We start from the raw sequence: 21,914 nt of genomic DNA, 5'->3' as shown, positions 1-21,914 counted from the left end.
CATCCCTCGCAAGGCCTAGTGGTCCCCTCCCGGTCTCCCTGAGTTTTCCTCTGGCAATTATGTTAAACTGAGAGTTAATGAGCGGTTCTGGTGATGTTCTAATACAATGACTACAGATTGGCGGTTCCAGTTCGGACCATTCACCCTCTCTCCTGCAGAACGTCTACTCGAGCATGACGGCATACCGGTCAAGCTCGGCGGCCGCGCCCTGGAACTGCTAATCGTGCTGGTGCAGTCGGCCGGCGAAATCATTGGAAAGCGCGAACTGCTCGCCAGGGTCTGGCCGAACTTGGTAGTTGAAGAAGGAAACCTGCGCTTTCATATCGTGGCACTGCGTAAGGCTCTGGGCGACAACGGCAACGATCATCGCTACATCATCAACATAGCCAACAAGGGCTATAGCTTCATCGCACCGGTGCAGAAAACCAGCATCGCATCGCATGGCGACGCCGCGAAGCCAGACGCTGGCACGCGACTGCCGGCGCTCGCTACCGCGGTGCTTGGCCGTTCCGAAGAAATCTCCGCCCTCGCGACTGCGCTGTCGAAGTACCGGCTCGTGTCGATCGTCGGCTCCGGCGGAATCGGCAAGACCACGGTAGCCACTGCGGCAATGCACGCGCTCTACCGGGAGTTTGCCGGGGATGTCCATTTCGTGGATTTCTCGTGCATCACGGCTCGCGAACTGATTCGTGCAACCGTAGCGGGTGCAATGGGCGTGGCGCACTCCGTCGAGGATCAACGAGCACTGGAAGCCCATCTCGCCGAGCGCAAGTCGCTGATCGTGCTTGACTGCTGCGAGCATCTGATCGAAGAGATTGCGATGTTCGTCGAGAGGATCCTGCGCAACTGTCCCAACATCCGCTTCCTGATCACGAGCCGTGAGGTGCTAAAGGCGATCGGAGAATATGTCTACCGCTTGCAGCCGCTGGCGTTTCCGCCGCCAGGCGCCGGACTGACGAAGCAGGAGGCACTTGCTTATCCCGCCGTGGCACTGTTCGTCGAACGTGCCGCGGCGGGCGGCTTCGTGTTCTCCTTGACGGATGATGATGCCCCGCTGGTCTCCCGCGTCTGCCGGGAGCTGGACGGGATCGCACTTGCGATCGAGCTCGCTGCCAGCCGGATCGACGCGCTCGGCCTGCATGCCGTCACGCGCCACCTCGGCGCCGGGGCAGCCCTGTCGTGGCCGGGAAGAAGGACGGCGACGGCGCGCCACCAGACCTTGCGCGCGACCCTAGACTGGAGCTTTAATCTCCTGCAAGAAGAGGAGCAGAAGCTGCTGCGCCGCCTGTCGGTATTCGCCGGCACGTTCTCGCTGGATGCCGGGCTAGCAATCTGCTGCCACGACACCGACCAGTTCGTCGCGATGGACCGGATTGCGGGCCTGGTAGCGAAATCGCTGGTGGCGGTCGACGCGGGGGGAACCTCACTGCGCTATCGCCTGCTGGACACCACACGATCGTACTGCCGCGAGATGCTTCAGTACCGGAACGAGTACAACGACATCCTGCGGCGCCAGGCACTGTTCTATCATGACTGGCTCATGCTCGTCACACATCGGGACGAAGTGTTCACTACACTAGGACAGGAACTACCGAACCTGCGCGCAGCGCTGGACTGGCATATAGCCGATAGGAACAACCACGAGATGGCTGTCGAATTGGCCGCTATCGCCTGCCCGCTCCTATTGCGGGCCTCGCAGCTGATCGAATGCTCCCGCTGGGCAGAAGCTGCCCTGGCCGTACTGCCAGGACACTTCCTCGGATCGCATCTGGAGATGCGCTTGCAAGGGGCTCTCGGGCAGTCATTGATGTTCCTGGGACATGAGCGTGGCGGAAGTGCCGCTGCAGCCTACGACCGGAGCATTGCCCTTGCCGAACAGCTGGGCGACCTGCCGGAGATGCTGCACGTTCTGAATGGCTACCTGGTGCTGCTGCATCGCCAGGGCTCGTACACGGCGGCACTGGCGATAGCCAGCAAGGCCCGACTGCTGCTGACAGCGCTGGACGATTCCCAATCGCGCTTCGCCGTAGACTCGTTAATGGGTGTGTGCCTGCACTTGGTCGGCCGCGTCGGCGAGGCACAGCGGCACTGGGAGAGCTGCTTTACCGGCACTTGTGGCGCGCCACAAGTGCCCGATTCGTATGCCAGCTTCGAATATCACATTCGCGCATTGTGTGGCATGAGCAGGACCTTCTGGCTGACCGGTAAGCAAACGCAAGCGTACGCGCTTGCCGAGGAGACCATCCAGAAGGCAAGAGCGCGCGGCCATGCGGTCACGTACTGTATCGCCCTGATCTGGGCGGGGTCCGTCTACAGTTTTGCGCAAGACATGGAGCGCATCGACGGCGTCGCCCGGGAGCTCGAACGGATCGGCAAGCTGCATTCGCTCGAACCGTATCGCAATGTCGCAGAGGTCCTGCAAGGCCAGGTTCTGATACTGCAGGGGCAGTCGGCCGCCGGGCTCGAACGCATTCGTAAGGCCGTGGAATCGCTGCATGGTCATGGCTACAGGATGATTACCAGCGTCGCCCTGACGTGGATGGCGCAAGCCCTGTCCGACCTGTCGCTGCACGCGGCCAGCCTGTCGATGTGCACCGAGGCGGAGGCCATGATCCGCCACGGTGGCGATATGCTGCGCCTACCGCCATTACTCGTGACCCGTGGCAGGTCGCAATGGAAGATCGGCGCCATCTCAGACGCGGAAAACAGTTTTTCCGCAGCGATCGAGGTGGCTGCGGACCAGGGAGCGTGGACCGAGCAGTTGCGAGCAACGCTGGCACTTGCCGACCTGTACATGGCGCAACTGCGGAACGACGAGATCGCGCCCCTGCTGTTCCCGTTCGTCTCGGCGCCGGAAACGGACATGCCCGATATCGCGCGCGCGCGCAAGCTGCTCGATGAAGCAACCAAAACCGCCAAACTCGCCTGAAGCCGCGCGGCCCGGCCACGCCGTCCTGGTCGCCGCAGTCCTTTGCAACGGCATCGAGTTTTTCGATTTCGTCGCGTACGCATTTTTCGCGCACACCATCGGCAAGGTCTTTTTCCCCACCGCCGAGCCAGCCTTGAGCCTGTTGCTCTCGGTCGGTGTCTTCGGTGTTGGCTTCATCGCCCGCCCGGTGGGCGGGGTCATCCTTGGCAGATATGCAGACAGTGCGGGCCGCCGTCCCGCACTGCTACTCAGCGCCGTACTGATGACGGTCGGCACGGCCGGGCTCGTGCTGGTGCCCGGTTATGCGGTAATCGGCGTGGCCGCGCCAGTACTCATCACTCTGTTCAGGCTCATCCAGGGCTTCGCTCTGGGCGGTGAGACAGGACCATCGACCGCCTTTCTTCTCGAGGTCGCTCCACCCGACCAGCGCGCGGTGTATGTGTCCCTGCAGATCGCCAGCCAGGGCATCGCTATGATCCTGGCCGGCAGCCTCGGGCTTGCATTGTCGCTGACACTCACCGCCGACCAGATGCTAGACTGGGGATGGCGCGTTCCTTTCCTGGCCAGTGTGGCGCTGATCCCCATCGCGCTGTTCCTGCGCAGGTGCATGCCGGAAACCCTGACGGGCGAGCATCGCGCACCGCCAGGCGCGCCGGCACCGTCTTGGCGCGCGCACCCGGTCATCCTCGGCATCCTCGTCATCGCAGGAGGCACAGTCTCCACTTATGTCGGCAATTACATGACGACCTATGGCACCGTGATTCTGAAGCTTCCCGCGGCGGACGGCTTCCAAGCTGCCATGCTGACTGGCTTCGCCACGCTGACTGGCGCAATCGTCGGTGGCTATTTCGCCGATCGGCTCGGCTACCGTTCGATGATCCTGTGGCCCCGCGTCGCAGTCGCGGCGATCGCCATTCCCGCATTCGACTGGCTCGCCGCACATCCGGATGGACGCACCCTGCAGGCAATCTCCGCCACACTCGCATTCCTGACAGCATTGACAGCAGGCGGCGTGCTCACCGCAATCTGTGAGCTTTTTCCTCCTCATCGCCGGGCCGCAGGCTTGGCGATGGTGTATTCGATCGGCGTCTCCGTCTTCGGCGGGTCGACACAACCCGCCGTCACATGGCTGATCGCCATTACCGAAAGCCCGCTCGCCCCTGCCTGGTGTATCGCTGCGACCAGCGGCGTGGCCATCATCGCCACAATTTTCCTGTTCAGGCACAGGCCGTCGGCAGTACAACCTGCCTCGACCGCAGTCTAGCGGGAAGCCCACTCCGCGGCGCCTTTCGCTCGCTAACAAGATTCAACATCAGCTAACTCGACTCCGCCCGTGGCACTGGCGATGATGCAGCCTTGTCACGGCCTATAGTCAGGAAATTGAAATGAAGCCAATTGATGTCCCACGCATGATTCGTGTCGCGGTACGTATCAACGAGCCACTGCTGCACGCAGGCACCTGTGCGACATTGGATAAGCAGCCGGGCATCTACATCGTCGACGACCTGCAGCCATCTCAGCACCGGGTCGACGTACTGGTGGTGGATGATCTGTCGCTACGCGCGTTGCCCAGCCAGGAGGCACAACGCAATGAAGGCCCAGCGCGCCCGCGTATCGTGGCCGTTACCGCCAGCGTGCAGCCATATGCCATCCGGTCAGCCTTTCGGCGAGGCGTGCATGGCATGGTGCTGCGGGCCGTGACGGAGAGCGAGCTTGTCCGCAGCATACGCAGTGTCGCCGCCGGCGAGAACTTTCTCTGCCAAAGCCTGGCGACCCAGTACGCACGCACGCCCGGGAAGAAGGAATTGACCGGTAGAGAGGAAGAAGTACTGCAACTGCTGGCCAGGGGGCTGTGCAACAAGTCGATCGGCAGGGACCTAGGTATCGCCACGCAAACCGTGAAGTCCCATGTGAAGTCGATCATGGCGAAACTCAACGCGAAGACCAGGACCGAGGCAGCCAGTGTCGCCTTCGAGTCCGGCATGACCGCGACTGTATCCGAATTGCTGCCCCTGTCAAATGGTGCCGCCGGCGGCCAAGCAGCCGATCGAATGCCGGGCTGGACGACGTACTGACCCGCTACAGAGACAACGCCACTAGCTACCGCTCCTCAGAACCTCATGCGAACCGGAGGTGGCTAACTGCGATGGAGACTACCAGCGGCTCCAGCTGGTGGCCAAGATCTGGGTCACGGACAAAGATCAAGTGGCGCGTCGGCAAAGCAATACCTTGCGCTTTCACGTAGTCGTGGAAATAGTGTACGGCAGGTGTACCGCCATTGATGTCGACGTCGTAATCATGGCGACGCAAGCGGCCTTCGTCTGACACATAGAACGTCTGCTGGTTGCTATGCGTTGCCACCGATGTCGGATAGCGAACGCACAGGCGCTGCCAGGTTTCGCCGTTTTCCTGCCAGTCGCCAATCTGCTCGAATTCAAATCCCGGCTGCGCAAACGCGAAGGGCAACGTCAAATAGTTCCACATTGCATAGCCGACGAAATAGGCCAACTGCAGGTCGTTCCACGGTGTATCGAGCCCGGCGCCGGCGAACGACGCACGCGGCTCGACCAGTTCGGCGACGACCCTGCCCTCGGCGGTCTCGATCGCGGCTCGTCCGGGAGTGACGTCAGTGCGGCGGTCGGTCGCGCCAAATGGCGCGTGCGATGTCCACTGGCGGTGCAGGTCGACGGTTACATCGACTTCATCGAGCATGCCGGCCTTGCCCTTTAATGGCCACAGGATGCCGCCCTGACTCAGGTGGGCCGACAGGGTTGAGAACTGGTTCCAGCGTTCCAGGCCGCCATGGGCATCCATCATGCTTTGTACGATCTCGTTCATAGTTTCCTCATTGATGATGTAACAGGTCAGTCGGGGCAAGGCAGCCCCGCCTCTGCCCAAACTTTCAGGGCGCGCACGAACTCGTCGTGCGACAACGCCGGCTTGCTGCGGCCAGCGCCGGGATTCCAGGCCCACAGCACCAGTGGGTCGGTTTCCATGTGCTCGACCACTTCCCGCGGTGTCTTGCGATTGCCGTTCCGGGTGGGGTCGCGCAGTTGCCGGCAGATGCCCTTCTTGTCCAGCCCTTGCCAGTTCATGCTGAGCGGTGCTAGGTGCCAGTCCCGCACGCCGGGCACCCTTCCATCCGCCGTGTTCTCGGCTTGATGGCAGGCCTGGCAGCGCAAGGCGGCCGAGCCATGGCCGTCTTTGCCGCGCACGACCTTCTGGGCATGCAGCACTCCCATGTCCTTCTGGCGCGGCGCATCGACCTGATGACAGTTGAGGCACCTGGGTCCCATGACCACACTGGCCACTGGATCGAACAGCGCCGCCCTGTCATCGGCCGCCACTGCACCGCAAGACCAGCCAAGTGCCACCATTGCGGCCAGCACAGCCATCGCGCAGGACGCACGGCTACGCATTGCGCGCCGCCTTGTGGATCGCTAGCCGGATGCGCTGGTAGGTCCCGCACCGGCAGATATTGCCGGCCATCGCTTCGTCGATGTCCTTGTCGGTCGGATGCGGATTCGCTTTCAGCAGCGCCGTCGCCGCCATGATCTGGCCCGACTGGCAGTAGCCGCATTGCGGCACGTCGATGGCAGCCCAGGCCTTCTGCACGCGTTGCCCGACCGGATTGGCGCCGATCGCCTCGATCGTGGTGATCTTTTTGCCGACGGCCGCCGACGCTGGCATCACGCAAGCGCGGGTGGGCTGGCCGTCGACATGCACGGTGCAGGCACCGCACAGCGCCATGCCACATCCAAACTTTGTGCCGTTCAGATGCAATTCATCGCGCAGCACCCATAGGAGGGGCGTATCGCCATCCGCATCGATCTGGCGCTGCTTGCCGTTAATGTTCAGTTTCATATGTCTGGATTCCTTTGAGTTCAGGCCGGTAGCGATGCGCCGATGGGCATCTTTCGGATGCGCTTGCCTGCCAGCGCATGGACGGCATTGGCGACAGCAGGCATAACGCAGGCCGTGCCCGGCTCGCCCATGCCCCCCGGTGCCTCGCCGCTGGCGACGATATGGGTTTCGACGACGGGCGCTTCGTGCATGCGCAGCACGCGGTAGTCGTGGAAATTGCTTTGCTCCACCCGACCATTCTTGATCGTGACGTTACCGTACAGGACGGCGCTGATACCAAAGACAACCGCGCTCTCGACCTGTGCGTGCACGGTATCGGGATTGATCACCACGCCGCAGTCGACGGCGCAGACGACGCGCGGGACGCGCAACTCGCCTTCCGGACCGACCACCACGTCCGCCACCATCGCCATATACGTGCCGAAAGCGAACTGGACGGCCAGGCCACGCCCGGTGCTGCCGGCTTTCGATCCCTGCCAGCCAGCCTTGTCGGCCGCCAGTTCGAGCACCCTGCGGGCCCGGGGGTTGTGACCAAGCAGGTCGAGCCGGTAGCGCAACTGGTCAGCACCGGCCGCGTGGGCAAGCTCGTCGATGAAACTCTCCACCACGAACACGTTGTGGGCAGGCCCGACGCCGCGCCAGAACGCCGTGGCGACGCCCGGCGGCTCGTGGCGAACGTAGGAAACGCCGATAGCAGGAAAGGCGTACGGCGGCGCGTCGGCGCCATCGACCGTCTCGGCGTCAAACCCGTTGTTGAAGGCTCCTGGCATGAAGCGGCCCAGCACTGAGGACCCCGTGATGTGATGGGTCCAGGCGACCGGCTTGCCGGCGGCATCGAGGCCGGCAAGCATCCTGTCGTAGAAATATGGCCGGAACATGTCGTGCTGGATATCTTGCTCCCGGCTCCACACCACTTTGACGGGATGCGGCACCGCCTTGCCGATGCGGACGGCGCGTTCGATCATGTCCACTTCCAGGCGCCGGCCAAAGCCTCCGCCCAGCAGGAAATTGTGCACTGTGACGCGCTCCGGCGGCAGGCCCGCTGCGCGGGCGGCCACCGCGTGCGCAGCGCCCATGATCTGCGTACCGGTCCAGACTTCGCAGCTGTCAGGCCGCACGTGCACCGTACAGTTCACGGGCTCCATCGGCGTATGGGCAAGGAACGGCAGCTCGTAAGTCGCTTCCAGTACGCGAGCGGCACCGCGCAGTGCCTGCTCGGGATTGTTTTCCGAACGCACTGTCGCGCCGGCACCACGCGCGGCCTGCGCCATGTCTGCCACGATCGCCTCGGTCGTCAGCCCGGCATGAAGGCCATCGTCCCACTCCAGCGACAACGCAGCGATGCCCTTGTTCGCGGCCGACATGTTGTCGGCCACGACAGCAGCGCAGTCGTCGAGCCGCACTACCTGGCGCACGCCGCGGATCTTCATCGCGGCCGCTTCGTTGAGCCTGACCAGCCTGCCACCGCGCACTGGCGAGATCGCCAGTGCCGCCACTTTCATGCCGGGCAGGACCACGTCGATACCGTAGCGTGCCGAGCCATCTAGCTTGCCTTTCGTATCGAGACGCTTCGCCGCCGTGCCGATCAAGCGGAACTCGCTAGCCGGCTTGAGCACGATGTCCCGATCGTTGGGCACCGGCATGCGCGCAGCCGCCGCCGCTAGCTGCCCGTACCGCAACAGGCGCCCGCTGGCTACATGGAGGACAGCTCCGCGCTCGGCACGGCACGTTGCCGGATCGACCTGCCACTGACTGGCTGCCGCACGCACGAGAAGAATGCGTGCCACTGCGCCGGCCTGACGCATCGGCATCCAGGCCGCACGCATCGTCGTCGAGCCCCCGGTCATCTGGCCACCCAGTGCGGGATTGGCGTACTTGCCTGCGTCGGCCGGTGCATGCTCCAGTACCACTTGGTCAAGGTCGACCTCGAGCTCCTCTGCAATCAGCATCGGGATCGACGTGTACGTACCCTGCCCCATCTCGACGTAAGGCATCGTGAGCGTGACCTTGCCGTCACCGTCGAGCCGAATGAACGCATTTGGCGTAAATGTGACTTCCGCTGGCAAAGCGCGGGCCATGCGGCCGGGAATGGCGACCTGCAGCAACAGGCCACCCGCAACAGCCGCCCCGGCTTTCAGCCACAGGCGCCGGGAAGCATCAGGTAGCGCATTTGTCATTGCCAGCTCCATACATGGCGGCACTGCGCCGGACGCATCGTGGCTTGGCGGTACCGCAAGGCTTGAGTGGTCATGCTTAGCTCCAATAATTGAAAATGAAAATGGGTATAAGAACGAGGCCGGCTGGCAACGAATCAGAAATGCGGGGATTCGGGCCATTCGGTTCCCCCCATTGGCGAGAAGCGCGGAGCAGTTCAGGCGCTGCGGAGCAGCCCGGTGCGATTCATATGGGAGGTCATGTGGTTGATTGTTCGACGAGCGCCTCGTTCCGGGCAATCACCCGTTTGGTGCCTTGACTCCCGCCTTTCGGCCTCGCATCCTGCGCCATCGGCCAGAATCCGCTGCACGTGCATCACATTTGGGGAGTGCCGGCACGCCGCCGCGTGCGCTACGCTGATCCAGTGGCGGCGGCCGGGTGCCGGAAGATCAGGCCACGCTGCCCTTCTTGCTTCATGCCGCTCGCCAGCACCGTGCTGGCCTGATATGGGACACCAAACTTCAGAACAGGAATACCATGAACACCATCACCGGCGAGAAACCTGCGTTCCCTGCAGGGACGGCTTCCACTAGTACGATCGCCGCCTTGCCCGTCGCCCTGTTCGGTTCAGTCATGGGCCTAACAGGGCTTGCGCTGGCGTGGCGGTCGGCTCACGCGCACTTCAGCGTGCCGTCCTGGATCGGGGCGGGCCTCGGCTGGATGGCGATATTTGCTTTCGTTGCGGTCACCGCCGGCTATGCATGCAAGGTGCTGACCGCCGGAACTGCTGTGCGGGACGAATTCAACCACCCGATCGCCGGTAATATGTTCGGTACGCCGCTGATCAGCATCCTGCTGTTGCCGCTGCTGCTGGCCGACCTCAGCCTGCCGCTGGCACGGGCGTTTTGGGCGGCCGGGGCGATCGGCATGAGCGTGTTTGCCTGGTTCATCGTCAGCCGGTGGATGCGCGGGGCACAACAGCCCGTGCACGCCACGCCTGCATGGATCGTCCCGGTGGTTGGCATGCTGGACGTGCCGCTGGCCCTTCCCGCGCTGCAGTGGCCACGCCTTCATGGCGTCGCGATGTTCGGCCTGGCGATCGGACTCTTCTTCGCCCTCCCCCTGATGACCCTGATCCTCTCGCGCCTGATGTTCCAGGAACCGATGCCCGAATCGCTGCGACCATCGCTGATGATCATGCTGGCACCGTTCGCGGTAGGCTTCTCGGCCTACGCAAGCACGACCGGACACGTCGACGATTTCGCGACGGCGCTCTACATGCTGATGTTGTTCATGCTGGCCGTGTTGCTAGGACGGCTACGCAACCTGCCGGCCTGCTCAACATTCAAGGTTTCCTGGTGGGCCGTTAGCTTTCCCCTTTCGGCCTCAGCCACTGCCGCAATCCGCTATGCCAGCCATTCACCGAACCGGTACACGGACGGCATCGCTATCGCCGTTCTCGTCATCGCCACGGTCGTCATCGCCGGCCTGCTGATACGCACTTTATGGGGCATTGCGCGCGGTGAACTGCGCGCCGTGATGACGTGAACAGGATAGCCAGTGCTCCTGTCGCCTTTCCAACTTGGCGCTTGCTGATCTCCCTCCAAGGTTGCATTCCTTCGGGCGCGTTGTGCGACCAAGGTGGCGTTCCCTAGAATCGGATGCGCAAATGCACATCGCCAACGATAAAGGAACATGATGACTACCATCTCCCGATTGTTACCTGTCGCAGTCGCAGGTATGCTGGCAACCCATTCCTGGCTGCCCTCGGTCTATGCCGCCGACGCAGGCAGTCCTGTCGTCAAGATCAACGAAGCAACCGCCAAGGCCGATGTCGAGGTCGAGAGCCTGCGCGGCCACATCAGTGTGCTGTCGGGTTCGGGCGGCAATATCGTCGTGTACGCCAGCCCGGCAGGCAAGTTCATCGTCGACTCCGGGATCGCCGTATCACGAGACAAGCTTACCGCCGCACTGAACTCTATCGGCCCCACTCCACTCAGGTATCTGGTCAACACGCACTACCACTGGGACCATACCGACGGTAATGCATGGATGCAGGCGGCAGGCGCCACCGTTATCGGTTCGCCGATGACGTTCAAGCATCTGTCGGAGACTACCCGGGTGAAAGACTGGAACTACACGTTTGAGCCGCTGCCGCGCGAGGCACGGCCCAGCATTGTCGTCGCTGGCAGCAAGACCATGCGCTTTGCCGGCGAAACCATCACCATGCGCAATTTCGGCAACGGCCATACCGATGGCGACCTGTGGGTCTATTTCAAGCATGCCGACGTGCTGGCCCTGGGCGACACGTACTGGAACGGATACTACCCGTTCATCGATAACGAACATGGCGGCAGCATCGACAATGCCATCACGTGGGCGAACAAGGCGATTACGGCCAGCAGCGCACACACGCTGATCGTGCCGGGCCATGGCCCGACCGGCAACCGCGCCAGCCTGACCAGCTGGCGTGACATGCTGGTCGCGGTGCGAAAGGATATCGCGATGTTGAAGCGGCAAGGAAAAACGCGCGAGGAAGTCGTGGCCGCCAAGCCGACAGCCCAGTATGACAAGCGCTATGGCGGTTTCGTCATCGACGGCAATTTCTTCGCGAAGCTAGTGTACGACGGCTTGCCTCGCTAAACCAGCGTCCCGCGGCAGTGCAACGCGGCGCACTGCCAGAACGACCGACCAGGCGCCATCTTCATCGCCTCACTGAGCGGTGCATTGTTGGCGCATGACCAAGCGTGCGCTTGTACGCATTGCTGAAGGCACTTTCTGAGCCATACCCGAGCGATTGCGCCAGAGTCGCCAGCGGCACCCGCCGTTCACGCAGGGCTCGCTGCGCCAGCCGCATGCGCCACGCCGTCAGATACGCCATCGGCGCGAGGCCAGCAACGTTCTTAAAGCGTGCCGCGAATGCTGCTCGGGACATTGCTGCCGCAGATGCCAGTTCGTCGAGGGTCCACGCGCGTGCTGGATCGGCATGCATGAGGCGAATCGCGGGTGCCAGTCGCGCATCGGCGATGGCAGGCAACCAGCCGCCCTTTGCAACCTGTCCCGTGGCCGTGGCCGCGCGCAGGATCTCGATGAAAAGCAGGTGCGCCAGTTGTGCCGATGCCGTCACGGCGCCAGGCGCCTCGCCGTCACGCTCGTATGCCAAACGCCGCAACAACCAATGCGCGGCGTCCAGGCAGTGATTTCCCGCGCGGAGATGGATCAATGCCGGCAGCGCATCCAACAGCACACCGGCCGTTTCCAGTGCCAATTCCACCTTCCCCCCAATCATCAGGAACTCGTCGCCACTGCCGTGCCGGGCCAGCGCCCCCATGCGGTCGACCAAGATCTCATCAAGCGGCATCGGCGGCAACGCCGGATCGGTGGCCAGCACGTGCGCGCGGGCACATCGCAGGAGGAAGATGTCGCCGGCCTCCACGGATATCGCCTCGGCTTCGCCTTCCAATAGCAGCATGCAGCGGCCACGCAGCACGCCCCAGAATTTCAGGCGGTCTGTGGCTGGAAAGCGAATGGCCCAATGGCCGCCCGCCTGCAGTGCACCGGAGAGCACGGAGCGCGTCTCCAGCAGCGTGAGAAAGTCGGAGAAAGGATCGACACTCATTGGATTTTCGCGCATTTTTTTGAGATTCCGGATTATTCAAAATCTTGGTCTTCGCCGCTATTCTGCTACCACATCATGATTGAAAGGAGTGAACATGACGCACAGGACTTGGCTCATCACGGGCATCAGCAGCGGCTTCGGCCGCATGATGGCTAGCACGCTGCTGGCCCGCGGCGAGCGCGTGGCTGGAACGGTCCGTAACCTCGACGCGGTTGCCGACCTGAAGGAAGCACACGGCGATGCTCTCTGGCTGGCGGTACTGGACGTGGCCGATTTCAACGCCATTCGCCCGGTGATTGATCGCGCCTTTGCCGCATGGGGCCGCATCGACGTCATCGTCAGCAATGCGGGCTATGGCTTGTTCGGCGCGGCAGAGGAGGCGTCGGACGAGCAGGTGTTGCATCAGATCGCCACCAATCTGCTGGGCTCGATACAGGTCGTGCGCGGCGCACTGCCTCACCTTCGGGTTCAGGGCGGCGGTCGGATCTTGCAACTGTCCACGGTAGGGGGGCAGGCGGCATTCCCTGGCGCAGCGTTGTATCACGCCAGCAAGTGGGGCATCGAAGGGTTCATCGATTCGGTCGCGCAGGAAGTCGCGCCATTCGGCATCGGCTGCACGCTGATCGAACCGGGCGGAGCCCGCACTGGTTTCCGCTACCGTAGCGCGCAGCTGGCACCGCACATGCCCGATTACGATACGTCACCCGCCGCCCACGCCCGCCGGATGATCGAAGCACAGACCGCTGTGCCGCCGGGCAATCCTGAAAGGATGGTCGCTGCGATGATCGCCAGCGTTGACGAGCCGATGGCCCCGCGGCGGCTGGCACTTGGCAGCGACGCTTACAGCGCGATGCACCGCCAGCTGACGGAACGGCTCGCGGCGCTAGAGGCGCAGCGCGAGCTAGCGCACTCCACGGATGCGCCCGTGATGTGGTAATTGCGGACAGGCGGCGCCAACACTCCCGTGAGGTGCCCGCCGTGCTTCCGCCATGCCTATCATTGCAGCCGTGCGTCGATCGCGGTCACCACGTCGTTGCCTAGGTAAAGCCCTTCCAGCGCGCGGATGGTCCGCGCGTCGAGCTTTTCCTCGGCATCGCGTCGCATCACCAGCGTGGCCGCGTCGCGACCGCCCAGCATGCCCTTGGGCTCGCGCAGCGCGCGGATGCGGTGCCGGGCGTGCAGGAATTGTGGATGCCACAGCGGCACGACCACCCACTCCCCTTCCGCCACAGCCCGCTCGAACGTGCCGAAGCACTCATCCTCGGTGCCGCTGCGGAAGTGATATCCAAGTCCAGCCAGGCCGTAGGCCTCCATCATGGCGGACGAGAAGCGGCTGATGCCGGCGCCAGGATTGATGCCTTGGATCGTGCGGCGCATGCGCGCCAGCACTTCCGGCTTGCGCAAGTCGGCCACGGATGCCAGCACGTCTTCTGGCACGTAATCGGGCACGCCCCAGATGCAATACGGTTCGTACAGCACGGTCAGCTCGCGCACGCGGTCACGGATCGGCGCAAGGTATTTCTCGTGGCTGGCGGGCAGCCAGGCCGTTGCCATCACGTCGACCTCACCACGCCCCAGCATCTCGAACATGCGTTCGTGCGGCGCTTTCAAGAACTCCACCTCGTGACCGTGCAGGCGCAGCAAGGCTGCCACCACCTCGGCGCTGGCGGCGTGGAAAGACAGGTCAATATGACCCAAGCGTATCACTGGCTTCATTGGCTTGCTCCTTCGAGTTGCAGGGTGTACAGGGTGATTGGCCAACGTACGCGGGAAACGCCATCGTTGAACAGTGCGTTGCGATCCATTTGCGGCACGGGCAACCAGATTCGGTGGGCGGCGTCAATGACGGGGGCATCGACCCAGTGCAGGCGATCGTCCTGGATCACGGTCATAACCCTGCCGTCCGGCGTACGCTTTTTCAGGCTGCTGGTCTTCAGGTCCGAAAAGTACAGGTTGCCGTGACGATCCATTGCCGTGCCGCCAGTGGGCGGCAGGTCCGCCCACGGCTTGACGGCGCGCTCCAGGGCCGCAGCATCTACCGTCGGATCATCCAGCAGTCGCGTTTCGACCTGCGACCAAGGACCGCTCAGTGGGCCAAAGTACAGGTGCCTTCCATCAGGGCTCAGCTCGAATGGATCAGCATTCACCCGCAACGGTTTGCCATCGGCGCCGCGCATGATCCGGCCAGCCACCTCTATCTGGCGATCCGCCAGGGCCGTGGTAGCAGGCGAGCCATCCAGCACACGGCGCGTGTCGCCCGTCACGAGATCCAGCACGATAATGCCAGGCTTCCCGGCATCGGTCAGATAGGCATGCTTGCCGTTGAAGCGGATGTCGTCCACGTAGCTGCCGGGCAGCGCGACATCCGGTCCGAATTCGACAACGCGCGTGACACGATTCGTGCGCAGGTCGATCTGCACTGCCTTGGCGCCGTGCGGGAGCGGGTCGCCGCCAAAATCCGGTGATCCGCTGTCGACAACCCACAAACTGCCTTTTCCATCCATATGGATGGCATTGACGTTAACAAACGCGCGGGCACTGGCTGCGCCCTTTCGCCAGCCATTCCAGGCAGCATCAGGATAAGGTTGCGGCTTGCCGGCTGCATCAAGCAGGCCGACGGCCGGGCCTTTCGAACCGGTCCAGCGCGGCCCGGCGACGAAGACGCGCCAGCCGTCCACGGCCACGGCGTTCCAGACCATATCGTTGCTTTGCGCCACGACCTGCAACTGCGCCGCGCCGGCATTCAAGGCCAGCACAGCGCCCAAAACCGCCGCCGCGGCTACTTTCATCGAGAGAATGCGTTGCATGTTTGTTCCTTGCTGGTTGAATGGTGCAGCGTCCCTGCGCTCCGTGCTCGAGGAAGCACTGGGCGCGCTGCCGCACGCTGGCAACGTTGCAGTTACCTGGTGGGCGCAGGCTGCGCACCGATCTTCAATCGCAGCAACTCATACGGCTTGCGGCGCAGGTCGCGTCCCTCGTTGAAACCAGCCTGGCGGTGCAGTTGGTTGGCGATCACGTACAGGTAGCCATCCGGACCGATCGAGAACGTATCGGGCCACGACAGCCGCGGTGCCTGGGCAATCGTCTGCCAGGTCGTCGCGCCGGCATCGAGCTTACGGATCGCATTGTGTTCATAGTCGCCTGCGTAGACGGTGCCCTTGGCATCTGCCTCCAGTCCATCGGAGGCGCCCTTAACTCCAATATCGCGCACGGCCCGTGCCAAGTCGGCTTCGGATACAGCCGGGTCGCGCAACAGCCTCGTCGGCACGGCAAACAGGTGCCGGCTCGACAGCGCGCAGTAATATAGCGTCTCGCCGTCCGGCGACAGGGCGATGCCATCCGACGCAACCTTGAACGATGCGGGCATCGCCTTGCCATTGACCGCCGGTGCAAATCCCGGCTCCGGCATGACGGAAGCGTGCCCATTCAGGCGGCGCACGGCCTTGCCGGTCGCCAGGTCGAGAACGATGATGGCGCCAGGGCCGGAAAGCGACGAATCGGTGATATAGGCCACCCCTTCGCCGCCCCCGCGGAAGTCGAAGCGAACGTCGTTCACGTACGTCGACGGCAGCACCACATCCGGCGTGAACACATAGGTCTTCACGACCTTGTTCGTAGCGAGATCGATCGCGACCAGCCTGGCCCCGCCCGGCTTCGGCGCGGAGAACTTCGGTGCAGCAGTATCTAGGACCCAAACCCGGCCATGGCCATCCGCCACCACACTCTGCACGCTAATGAACGGATCGGCATCGGCCTGCGGATAGGGCACGGCCTTCCCATTGCGCAGTTCCGCCACCGTGAACTTCACGTCGTCGCCCCAGCGCGGGAAGTTCACGAAAATACGGCCGCCCTCGCTGACAGTGACGCCCGTGGGCATGGCCCCATCGAACGTAGCTACCCGTTCCAGGGTGCCGATGGAGAGCGCCTTCTCGGCAGCCCCAGCAGTTCCCGCGAGGAAGAAGACAGCGGACGCGACGAATGTCAATGCTTTCATGAGTTCATCTCCCGATCAGAAGCCGGCCAGCACGAACTTGCCGCGCGCCTTGTTGCTCTCCACGATGGCGTGCGCCCGACGCAGGTTCGCGGCATCGATCTTTCCAAAGTGCTCCCCCACCGTCGTCTTCAAGGCGCCAATGTCGATCAGAGACGCCACGCGATCGAGGATCTCACGCTGGCGCACCATGTCGACCGTCTCGTACATCGAACGGGTGAACATCAGTTCCCAGTGCAGCGAGATGCTCTTGCGCTTCAGCGGCATCGCATCGAGGGTGGCCGGATCATCGATCAAGGCAAACTGGCCCTGCGGCGCCAACATGTCGACAATGTCCGCATAATGATGGTCGGTGTGCGTCAAGCTCACCACGATGTCCGCGTACTCATGGCCAAGTTCTCTCAGCTGCGGCTTCATCGGCTTCGAGTGATCGATCACATGATGGGCGCCTACTGCACGCACCCACTCGGCCGTCTCGGTACGGGAAGCGGTACCAACGACCGTCACCCCCGTCAGCTTACTAGCCAGCTGCGTCAAGATCGAACCCACGCCGCCTGAAGCACCGATGATGACCATCACGCGGCCGCCACCTCCCTGCTCCGGCACTTTCAGACGGTCGAACAGCAGTTCCCAAGCCGTCAGCGACGTCAGCGGCAGCGCAGCAGCATCCGAGAAGGCCAGCGTCTTCGGCTTGTGGCCGGCGATGCGCTCGTCGACCAAGTGCAGCTCGCTGTACGAACCCGGGCGCATCAACGAACCGGCGTAGTACACCTCATCGCCCTGCTTAAAGGCGGTGACTTCCTCGCCCACGGATTCCACGATGCCGGCCGCATCCCAGCCCAGCACGCGGGGCGCGGTCACGGCCGAGCTGCGGCGAACCTTCGTGTCGACCGGATTCACTGATACCGCGTGCACGCGAACCAGCAGGTCACGCGGACCCGGCACGGGGTCAGGCAGCTCCACGTTGATCAGTGCCGCGGGGTTATCGATCGGCAGTCCATGCTGGGTGTAGGCGATTGCTTTCATTCTTCTTCTCCGTTGTCGGTTGCGATGTGTTCATCTTATGGCTTTGCCAGCTACGAAAAAACCCCATTAATTGGGAAGCATTTTCACTCTCGGAGTGAAAATAGTCATGTTGATGAGCTACCTTTTCCAGCATTGGCGGTGCCAGCCGTAAACGAAGACAAGGCATCGGGCTCTGAAACGACAAAGGTCAATTCGAGGAACCATTGCCGCCAAACCACTGCTGCTTACAACAGCATTACGACGGCTTCGTCATTGACGGCGACTTTTGTAAGCTGGTGTATGAAGGCTTGCGTCATCAACCCGTGATGGACAATTAAACAAGCGTAATCGCCCAATGGCCATGGCCACCAATGCGAACCACAGGTACCGTTACGTGATGACGCCAGTGAACGTTACGTTCCAGGCATTTATGGCGTTTATGTGTGTCACGTCGCCTTTCGCCATCCGACGAAGTCGTTCCGCAACTGGTTGAGGTGCTTAAGATCACGGTATGACGGTCGTGCAGATGTTGCTGCGCAAGCGCTTGCACGCCGAGCGGCGTCTATCCATCGTCGTCTCGATCGGCTACTACGATGCCAAGGCGGCATTCTTAACATCCGCAGCGGAGGCCAGTACTGCATCTAGGTCCGGCCAGTACCTTCATTGACGGGAGCGACAAGATCGCGCTGGCGCTCGTGATGATCATTCAGCTGATACTCAGCGCGCCCGCGTCGGGCTCGTTGTCGCCCGGCGCCGCTGTCGCGATGGCCGCAATACTGGGCTTCCTGAGGCTCAAGAGCACAACTAGGTCCTGATCGGCATGCTGCTGGTACTGTGCATGCTACTGGAGCTGATGTTCATGTCGGAACAGTGACAACCCTGCATCGGCACGGTCGACATGAGAGGACATGTCGCCTACGTAAACCAGGTGGTTCAATGCTGGCGTACCGTGCGCCGGTATTCTCCTGGGCCCACGCCGTGGTGGCGTTTGAAAACGCGGTTAAATGCTGCTTCCGACTGGTACCCCACCTGTTCGCCGATCTGGCCCGCGCTGAGCCGGCCGTGCGCCAGCAGGCGCGCCGCCTGCGCCATCCGCATTTGCGTCAACACTTCGGCCGGCGGCTGCCCCGCGGCCTGGCGGAAAGCCCGCACGAACGTCGCGCGCGACATATGGCACAGATGTGCCAGGTCGTCCAGGCTCCACGGATGCTCCGGCGCGGCCAGCATGGCGTGCAGTGCCGCCTGCAGGCGCGGTTCGGCCAGCACGGCCAGCAAGCCCTGACCGCCGGACTGTTCGAGCCAGCCGCGCAGCAGCAACGCGAACAAGGCCGACGTCAACTGCGCCAGGATTGCCGCGGTACCCAGCCTTTCGCCTTCCGCTTCCTGCTGCAGCAGCGCGATCAGCGCACGCAGGCTGGCCAGCGCCGGCTGGCCAGCCGTGCGCACCAGGACCACGTCAGGCAAGGTGCGCAACAGCGGTACCGCTTCCGCGCCGAAGCGTAATTCGCCGCACAAGATATCGCTAACGGAACCCGTGCCGTCGTTGGTTTCTATGGCCAGGAATGCGCCCTGCGCCTTGATCGGTGGCGCCGGAGTGCCATCGCCGGCGTGGATTCGGTGTGCACTTCCGCGCGGAAATAGCACCGCATCGCCCGATGCCATCGGCTCGCGAGTACCATTCTCCATCTCCAGCCAAGCCGTGCCGGATACGAGTACGTGATAAGGGGCACGGCCCTCGGCCGCATCGGGCTGGACCAACTGCCACGGGGCGCCGAAATGGCAGCGCACGTTCAAGGCGGTTTGCAGGGGATACAGGGAGAGCAGGCGGCTGAGCGGGTCCAAGGGCAAGCAGTGTGGATGAGCCGAAAGAGCAAATTATAGCGCCGCGCGGGCATTCAACGAACCTAGCCGGATGGGTAGACTGGCTCCATCGACATCACGAAAGGAGCACACTATGAACCGCCTCTTCAATCAGCCCGCCAGCGCCGCCACCGGCCATTCCGCCCAACTGTTCGGCGCCATCAAGGGCGCGATCGGCGTCGTACCGAACGCGTATGCCGCCATCGGCAGCAACAGCCCGGTCGCCCTAGAAGCAGCACTAAGCCTCGACGCCGCGCTGAAGGAAGGCAGCCTTACGGCACGCGACATCGAAGTAGTCAAGCTGGCCGTCAGCGAACTGGCCGGTTGCGATTATTGCTTGGCCGCGCACACGCTGGCCGGCCGCAAGGCGGGGTTATCGCAGGAAGCAATGCTCCTGCTGCGTAAGGGTGAAGCCACCGGCGATGCGCGCATCGACGCATTGACGGCATTCGTGCGCACGGTCGTAGGTACCAGTGGTACGGTTCCCGTCGAAGTGGTGGAAGCAGTGCGTGCTGCCGGTGTCACGGACCCGCAGATTGTCGACACGCTGCTGGCGGTTGCCAGCATCACGTTCACGAATTTGTTCAACCGCGTGCACGACACGGTGCTGGATTTCCCCGCTGCGCCAAAGGTATGATGCGCTGGGCGGGGACCGGGCACGAGCGCTACTGGCGGTGGGTGACACGACCATGTTCGACCAAGCGCCGCTGGCCGAAAGCGGCACGCTGGCAGAATCGGCCCCGTTCGTAAAGCGGATGAACGCGATGCTGTTGAAGTAAGCCGGCTCGTCAGATATACCGGAGGCCTCGCCCCACGGCAGTGGAGCGCGGCCTTTTTTATGGCGCTGCCTATGTGCGCAAAGCGCTCTGCAGACCACCGTTCCACGACCCGTGCGAATCGTTCGAAACCGCAAGCTTTTCCGACCGCAGCGCGGATCGCCTGTTATCTTGCATCGTTCAATGCAGGTAAACCCCGCTGTCGAATGCACTGTGCAGCTGATCCTGCTCGGCGCTGCCGCGCAGTGCCAGTCGAGATCGGCAACCGCATCGAACTCGCCGCCTTCGCGTATCTAGCCGTTCACTGCCTGCCGTGCCGCTTCGCCGACCGTGGATTGCACGAAGGGCTTGCGCACGCCACCGAGCGGCAGCAACGTGGCACTACACACCTTGAAGCCGTTGTCGTGCGCGGCGAATCAGCGCCCGTAGTTCGTCGATGAGCTGCGCGGCCGATGCCCGTTCGCTGAGATCGGCCAGCATGTCGCCCATGGTAATGTCGTTGATTCCCTGTGGCGATGAGGAAACAGACCAAGCCGGGTCGCCCGTCTGCCTACTGCATCAGCGCCGGTTCCAGCTCCGGCACATCGTACCCGATCTGCAGCCTGCTTTCCCTGAGCAGCGCCTGCGGCGACTTGCCGAAAGCGCGCACGAATGCGCGCCGCATCCTTTCCTCGTCGCCGAAGCCGGTCTGTGCGGCGATGCGGCCGATCGTGGCGTGGCCATCCTCGATCAGCGAGCGGGCCGCTTCCAGCCGCAGCTTCTCGATCGCCTTGGCGGGCGAATGGCCTGTCTGTTCGCGGAATGCGCGGCTGAAGTGGCGCGCGCTCCAGTGCACGTGTTCGGCGAGACGCTCCACCGACAATTCCGTCTGCAAGTTTTCCTTGGCGAACAGCAGGGCATTGCGAATACGGTCCGAGCCGCCATCCATCTGCGCCATCGACGAGAACTGCGATTGGCCGCCAGTGCGTCGGTGGTACACGACCATCATGCGCGCCACCGCCTTCGACACTTCCGTGCCCAGGTCGGCGCCTACGAGGCCCAGCGCCAGGTCGATGCAGGCGCTCATGCCGGCCGACGTCCACAGCGGGCCGTCACTGACAAAGATCTTGTCGTCGTCGAGTTCAATATCCGGGTACAGCCTCTTCAGCTCATGGCCTAGCGCCCAGTGCGTGGTGACGCGGCGGCCGGACAGCAGGCCCGCCTCGGCCGCCACGAAAGCGCCCGTGCACAGGCAGGCCGTGCGGCGCGCGCGCGGGCTGGCGTGGCGCAACGCATCGAGCAGCTCGGGCTCGGCTGGCGTGACGACAGTAGGGCCCGCGATCAGCAGCGTATCGTACGCGCGGCGGGCGAACGGCTTCGTGTCGACCGGCACTCCGGCGGAACTGGTCACGATGCCGCCGCTGTGCGAGATGGTTTCAACCTCGTAGCGCGCACTGCCGTGTATCTTGTTGGCGATTTCGAACACCGTGAGGGCAGCGAAGTCGAGGATCTGGAAACCAGGGAAGACGACAAGAGAAATGCGGGCGGCCATGATGTCCCTGAAAGGAGGGGTTGACGGTTCTGTCATTCTAGCTGCACCTGCCGAGCACTCCCATCGGCCGGATGGGGGATGGCTGGCGTGTCCGGAATCGAGGCCTTTTGGTCGTGTTCGTCGAGCGGATGCCAGACCATAATTCACTCACCGATAGCCAAGCACGCAACGCAACCAACCCTCAA

Annotated in this window: 19 protein-coding genes; 8 read left to right on the top strand and 11 right to left on the bottom strand. The window is 63.1% G+C overall.

Going from position 1 to position 21,914, the window contains the following annotated elements:
• Nucleotides 1-106: 106 nt before the first annotated feature.
• The 3 genes from FHS02_RS17010 to FHS02_RS17000 all read left to right on the top strand — a co-directional run bounded on the left by FHS02_RS17010 (nucleotide 107) and on the right by FHS02_RS17000 (nucleotide 5,004).
• The gene (locus FHS02_RS17010) at nucleotides 107-2,929 is read left to right on the top strand and encodes an ATP-binding protein (RefSeq protein ID WP_137313756.1); all 2,823 of its coding nucleotides are present in this window, start codon (nucleotides 107-109) and stop codon (nucleotides 2,927-2,929) included.
• A complete protein-coding gene (locus tag FHS02_RS17005) occupies nucleotides 2,898-4,193 on the top strand; it encodes an MFS transporter (RefSeq protein WP_137313757.1) in 1,296 nt (431 codons plus the stop codon). The genes FHS02_RS17010 and FHS02_RS17005 overlap by 32 nt, the downstream gene beginning before the upstream one ends.
• A gap of 121 nt (nucleotides 4,194-4,314) precedes the next feature.
• Nucleotides 4,315-5,004, top strand: a complete 690-nt coding sequence (locus FHS02_RS17000) for a response regulator transcription factor (protein WP_137313758.1) — start codon at nucleotides 4,315-4,317, stop codon at nucleotides 5,002-5,004.
• A 43-nt stretch (nucleotides 5,005-5,047) separates the two neighbouring features.
• Here FHS02_RS17000 and FHS02_RS16995 read toward each other — a convergent pair whose 3' ends face one another.
• From FHS02_RS16995 to FHS02_RS16980, 4 genes are read right to left on the bottom strand one after another with little or no spacing between them, the layout of a single operon-like run.
• Nucleotides 5,048-5,767, bottom strand: a complete 720-nt coding sequence (locus FHS02_RS16995) for a hypothetical protein (RefSeq protein WP_137313759.1) — start codon at nucleotides 5,765-5,767, stop codon at nucleotides 5,048-5,050.
• 26 nt (nucleotides 5,768-5,793) lie between these two features.
• Complete coding sequence (locus FHS02_RS16990; RefSeq protein ID WP_175424796.1) at nucleotides 5,794-6,348, bottom strand: hypothetical protein; 555 nt, start codon at nucleotides 6,346-6,348, stop codon at nucleotides 5,794-5,796.
• Nucleotides 6,341-6,793 carry a (2Fe-2S)-binding protein gene (locus FHS02_RS16985; protein ID WP_137313760.1) on the bottom strand — a complete coding sequence of 151 codons (453 nt, stop codon included), beginning with the start codon at nucleotides 6,791-6,793 and terminating at the stop codon, nucleotides 6,341-6,343. Before FHS02_RS16985 ends, FHS02_RS16990 begins: the two co-directional genes overlap by 8 nt.
• A 20-nt stretch (nucleotides 6,794-6,813) precedes the next feature.
• On the bottom strand, nucleotides 6,814-8,970 hold the full coding sequence (locus FHS02_RS16980; RefSeq protein WP_229422612.1) for a xanthine dehydrogenase family protein molybdopterin-binding subunit: 2,157 nt from the start codon (nucleotides 8,968-8,970) through the stop codon (nucleotides 6,814-6,816).
• A gap of 514 nt (nucleotides 8,971-9,484) precedes the next feature.
• Here FHS02_RS16980 and FHS02_RS16975 point away from each other — a divergent pair.
• Both FHS02_RS16975 and FHS02_RS16970 read left to right on the top strand, forming a co-directional pair.
• Nucleotides 9,485-10,495: an SLAC1 anion channel family protein gene (locus FHS02_RS16975; RefSeq protein ID WP_137313762.1), complete on the top strand. Its 1,011-nt coding sequence runs from the start codon at nucleotides 9,485-9,487 to the stop codon at nucleotides 10,493-10,495.
• Between the two features lie 147 nt (nucleotides 10,496-10,642).
• On the top strand, nucleotides 10,643-11,590 hold the full coding sequence (locus FHS02_RS16970) for an MBL fold metallo-hydrolase (RefSeq protein WP_229422613.1): 948 nt from the start codon (nucleotides 10,643-10,645) through the stop codon (nucleotides 11,588-11,590).
• A 61-nt stretch (nucleotides 11,591-11,651) separates the two neighbouring features.
• Here FHS02_RS16970 and FHS02_RS16965 read toward each other — a convergent pair whose 3' ends face one another.
• On the bottom strand, nucleotides 11,652-12,566 hold the full coding sequence (locus tag FHS02_RS16965) for an AraC family transcriptional regulator (protein ID WP_137313763.1): 915 nt from the start codon (nucleotides 12,564-12,566) through the stop codon (nucleotides 11,652-11,654).
• A 94-nt stretch (nucleotides 12,567-12,660) separates the two neighbouring features.
• Here FHS02_RS16965 and FHS02_RS16960 point away from each other — a divergent pair, with 94 nt between their 5' ends.
• Nucleotides 12,661-13,503: an SDR family oxidoreductase gene (locus FHS02_RS16960; protein WP_137313764.1), complete on the top strand. Its 843-nt coding sequence runs from the start codon at nucleotides 12,661-12,663 to the stop codon at nucleotides 13,501-13,503.
• Nucleotides 13,504-13,562: 59 nt separating this feature from the next.
• On the opposite strand, the gene FHS02_RS16955 is transcribed toward FHS02_RS16960, so the two are convergent.
• The 4 genes from FHS02_RS16955 to FHS02_RS16940 form a co-directional block, all read right to left on the bottom strand.
• Nucleotides 13,563-14,282 carry a glycine betaine ABC transporter substrate-binding protein gene (locus tag FHS02_RS16955; RefSeq protein ID WP_137313765.1) on the bottom strand — a complete coding sequence of 240 codons (720 nt, stop codon included), beginning with the start codon at nucleotides 14,280-14,282 and terminating at the stop codon, nucleotides 13,563-13,565.
• Nucleotides 14,279-15,373, bottom strand: coding sequence for an L-dopachrome tautomerase-related protein (locus FHS02_RS16950; protein WP_137313766.1), 1,095 nt, complete (start codon nucleotides 15,371-15,373; stop codon nucleotides 14,279-14,281). The genes FHS02_RS16955 and FHS02_RS16950 overlap by 4 nt, the downstream gene beginning before the upstream one ends.
• A gap of 92 nt (nucleotides 15,374-15,465) precedes the next feature.
• Nucleotides 15,466-16,560, bottom strand: a complete 1,095-nt coding sequence (locus FHS02_RS16945) for an L-dopachrome tautomerase-related protein (RefSeq protein ID WP_137313767.1) — start codon at nucleotides 16,558-16,560, stop codon at nucleotides 15,466-15,468.
• Between the two features lie 15 nt (nucleotides 16,561-16,575).
• Complete coding sequence (locus tag FHS02_RS16940; RefSeq protein ID WP_137313768.1) at nucleotides 16,576-17,583, bottom strand: zinc-binding alcohol dehydrogenase family protein; 1,008 nt, start codon at nucleotides 17,581-17,583, stop codon at nucleotides 16,576-16,578.
• 490 nt (nucleotides 17,584-18,073) lie between these two features.
• On the opposite strand from FHS02_RS16940, the gene FHS02_RS16935 reads away from it, so the two are divergent.
• Nucleotides 18,074-18,229, top strand: a complete 156-nt coding sequence (locus tag FHS02_RS16935) for a hypothetical protein (RefSeq protein ID WP_175424797.1) — start codon at nucleotides 18,074-18,076, stop codon at nucleotides 18,227-18,229.
• A 266-nt stretch (nucleotides 18,230-18,495) separates the two neighbouring features.
• On the opposite strand, the gene FHS02_RS16930 is transcribed toward FHS02_RS16935, so the two are convergent.
• Nucleotides 18,496-19,404 carry an AraC family transcriptional regulator gene (locus tag FHS02_RS16930; protein ID WP_137313769.1) on the bottom strand — a complete coding sequence of 303 codons (909 nt, stop codon included), beginning with the start codon at nucleotides 19,402-19,404 and terminating at the stop codon, nucleotides 18,496-18,498.
• Nucleotides 19,405-19,516: 112 nt separating this feature from the next.
• Here FHS02_RS16930 and FHS02_RS16925 point away from each other — a divergent pair, with 112 nt between their 5' ends.
• Nucleotides 19,517-20,059, top strand: a complete 543-nt coding sequence (locus FHS02_RS16925; RefSeq protein ID WP_137313770.1) for a carboxymuconolactone decarboxylase family protein — start codon at nucleotides 19,517-19,519, stop codon at nucleotides 20,057-20,059.
• A 689-nt stretch (nucleotides 20,060-20,748) separates the two neighbouring features.
• Here the strand turns inward: FHS02_RS16925 and FHS02_RS16920 are convergent.
• A complete protein-coding gene (locus tag FHS02_RS16920) occupies nucleotides 20,749-21,765 on the bottom strand; it encodes a GlxA family transcriptional regulator (RefSeq protein ID WP_229422614.1) in 1,017 nt (338 codons plus the stop codon).
• Nucleotides 21,766-21,914 lie beyond the last annotated feature (149 nt).

The organism is Pseudoduganella umbonata, from assembly GCF_014192225.1.
GTDB lineage: Bacteria > Pseudomonadota > Gammaproteobacteria > Burkholderiales > Burkholderiaceae_D > Rugamonas > Rugamonas umbonata.
Note: the sequence above shows the minus strand (reverse complement) of the source record. Positions and strands in the feature narration are given on the sequence as shown.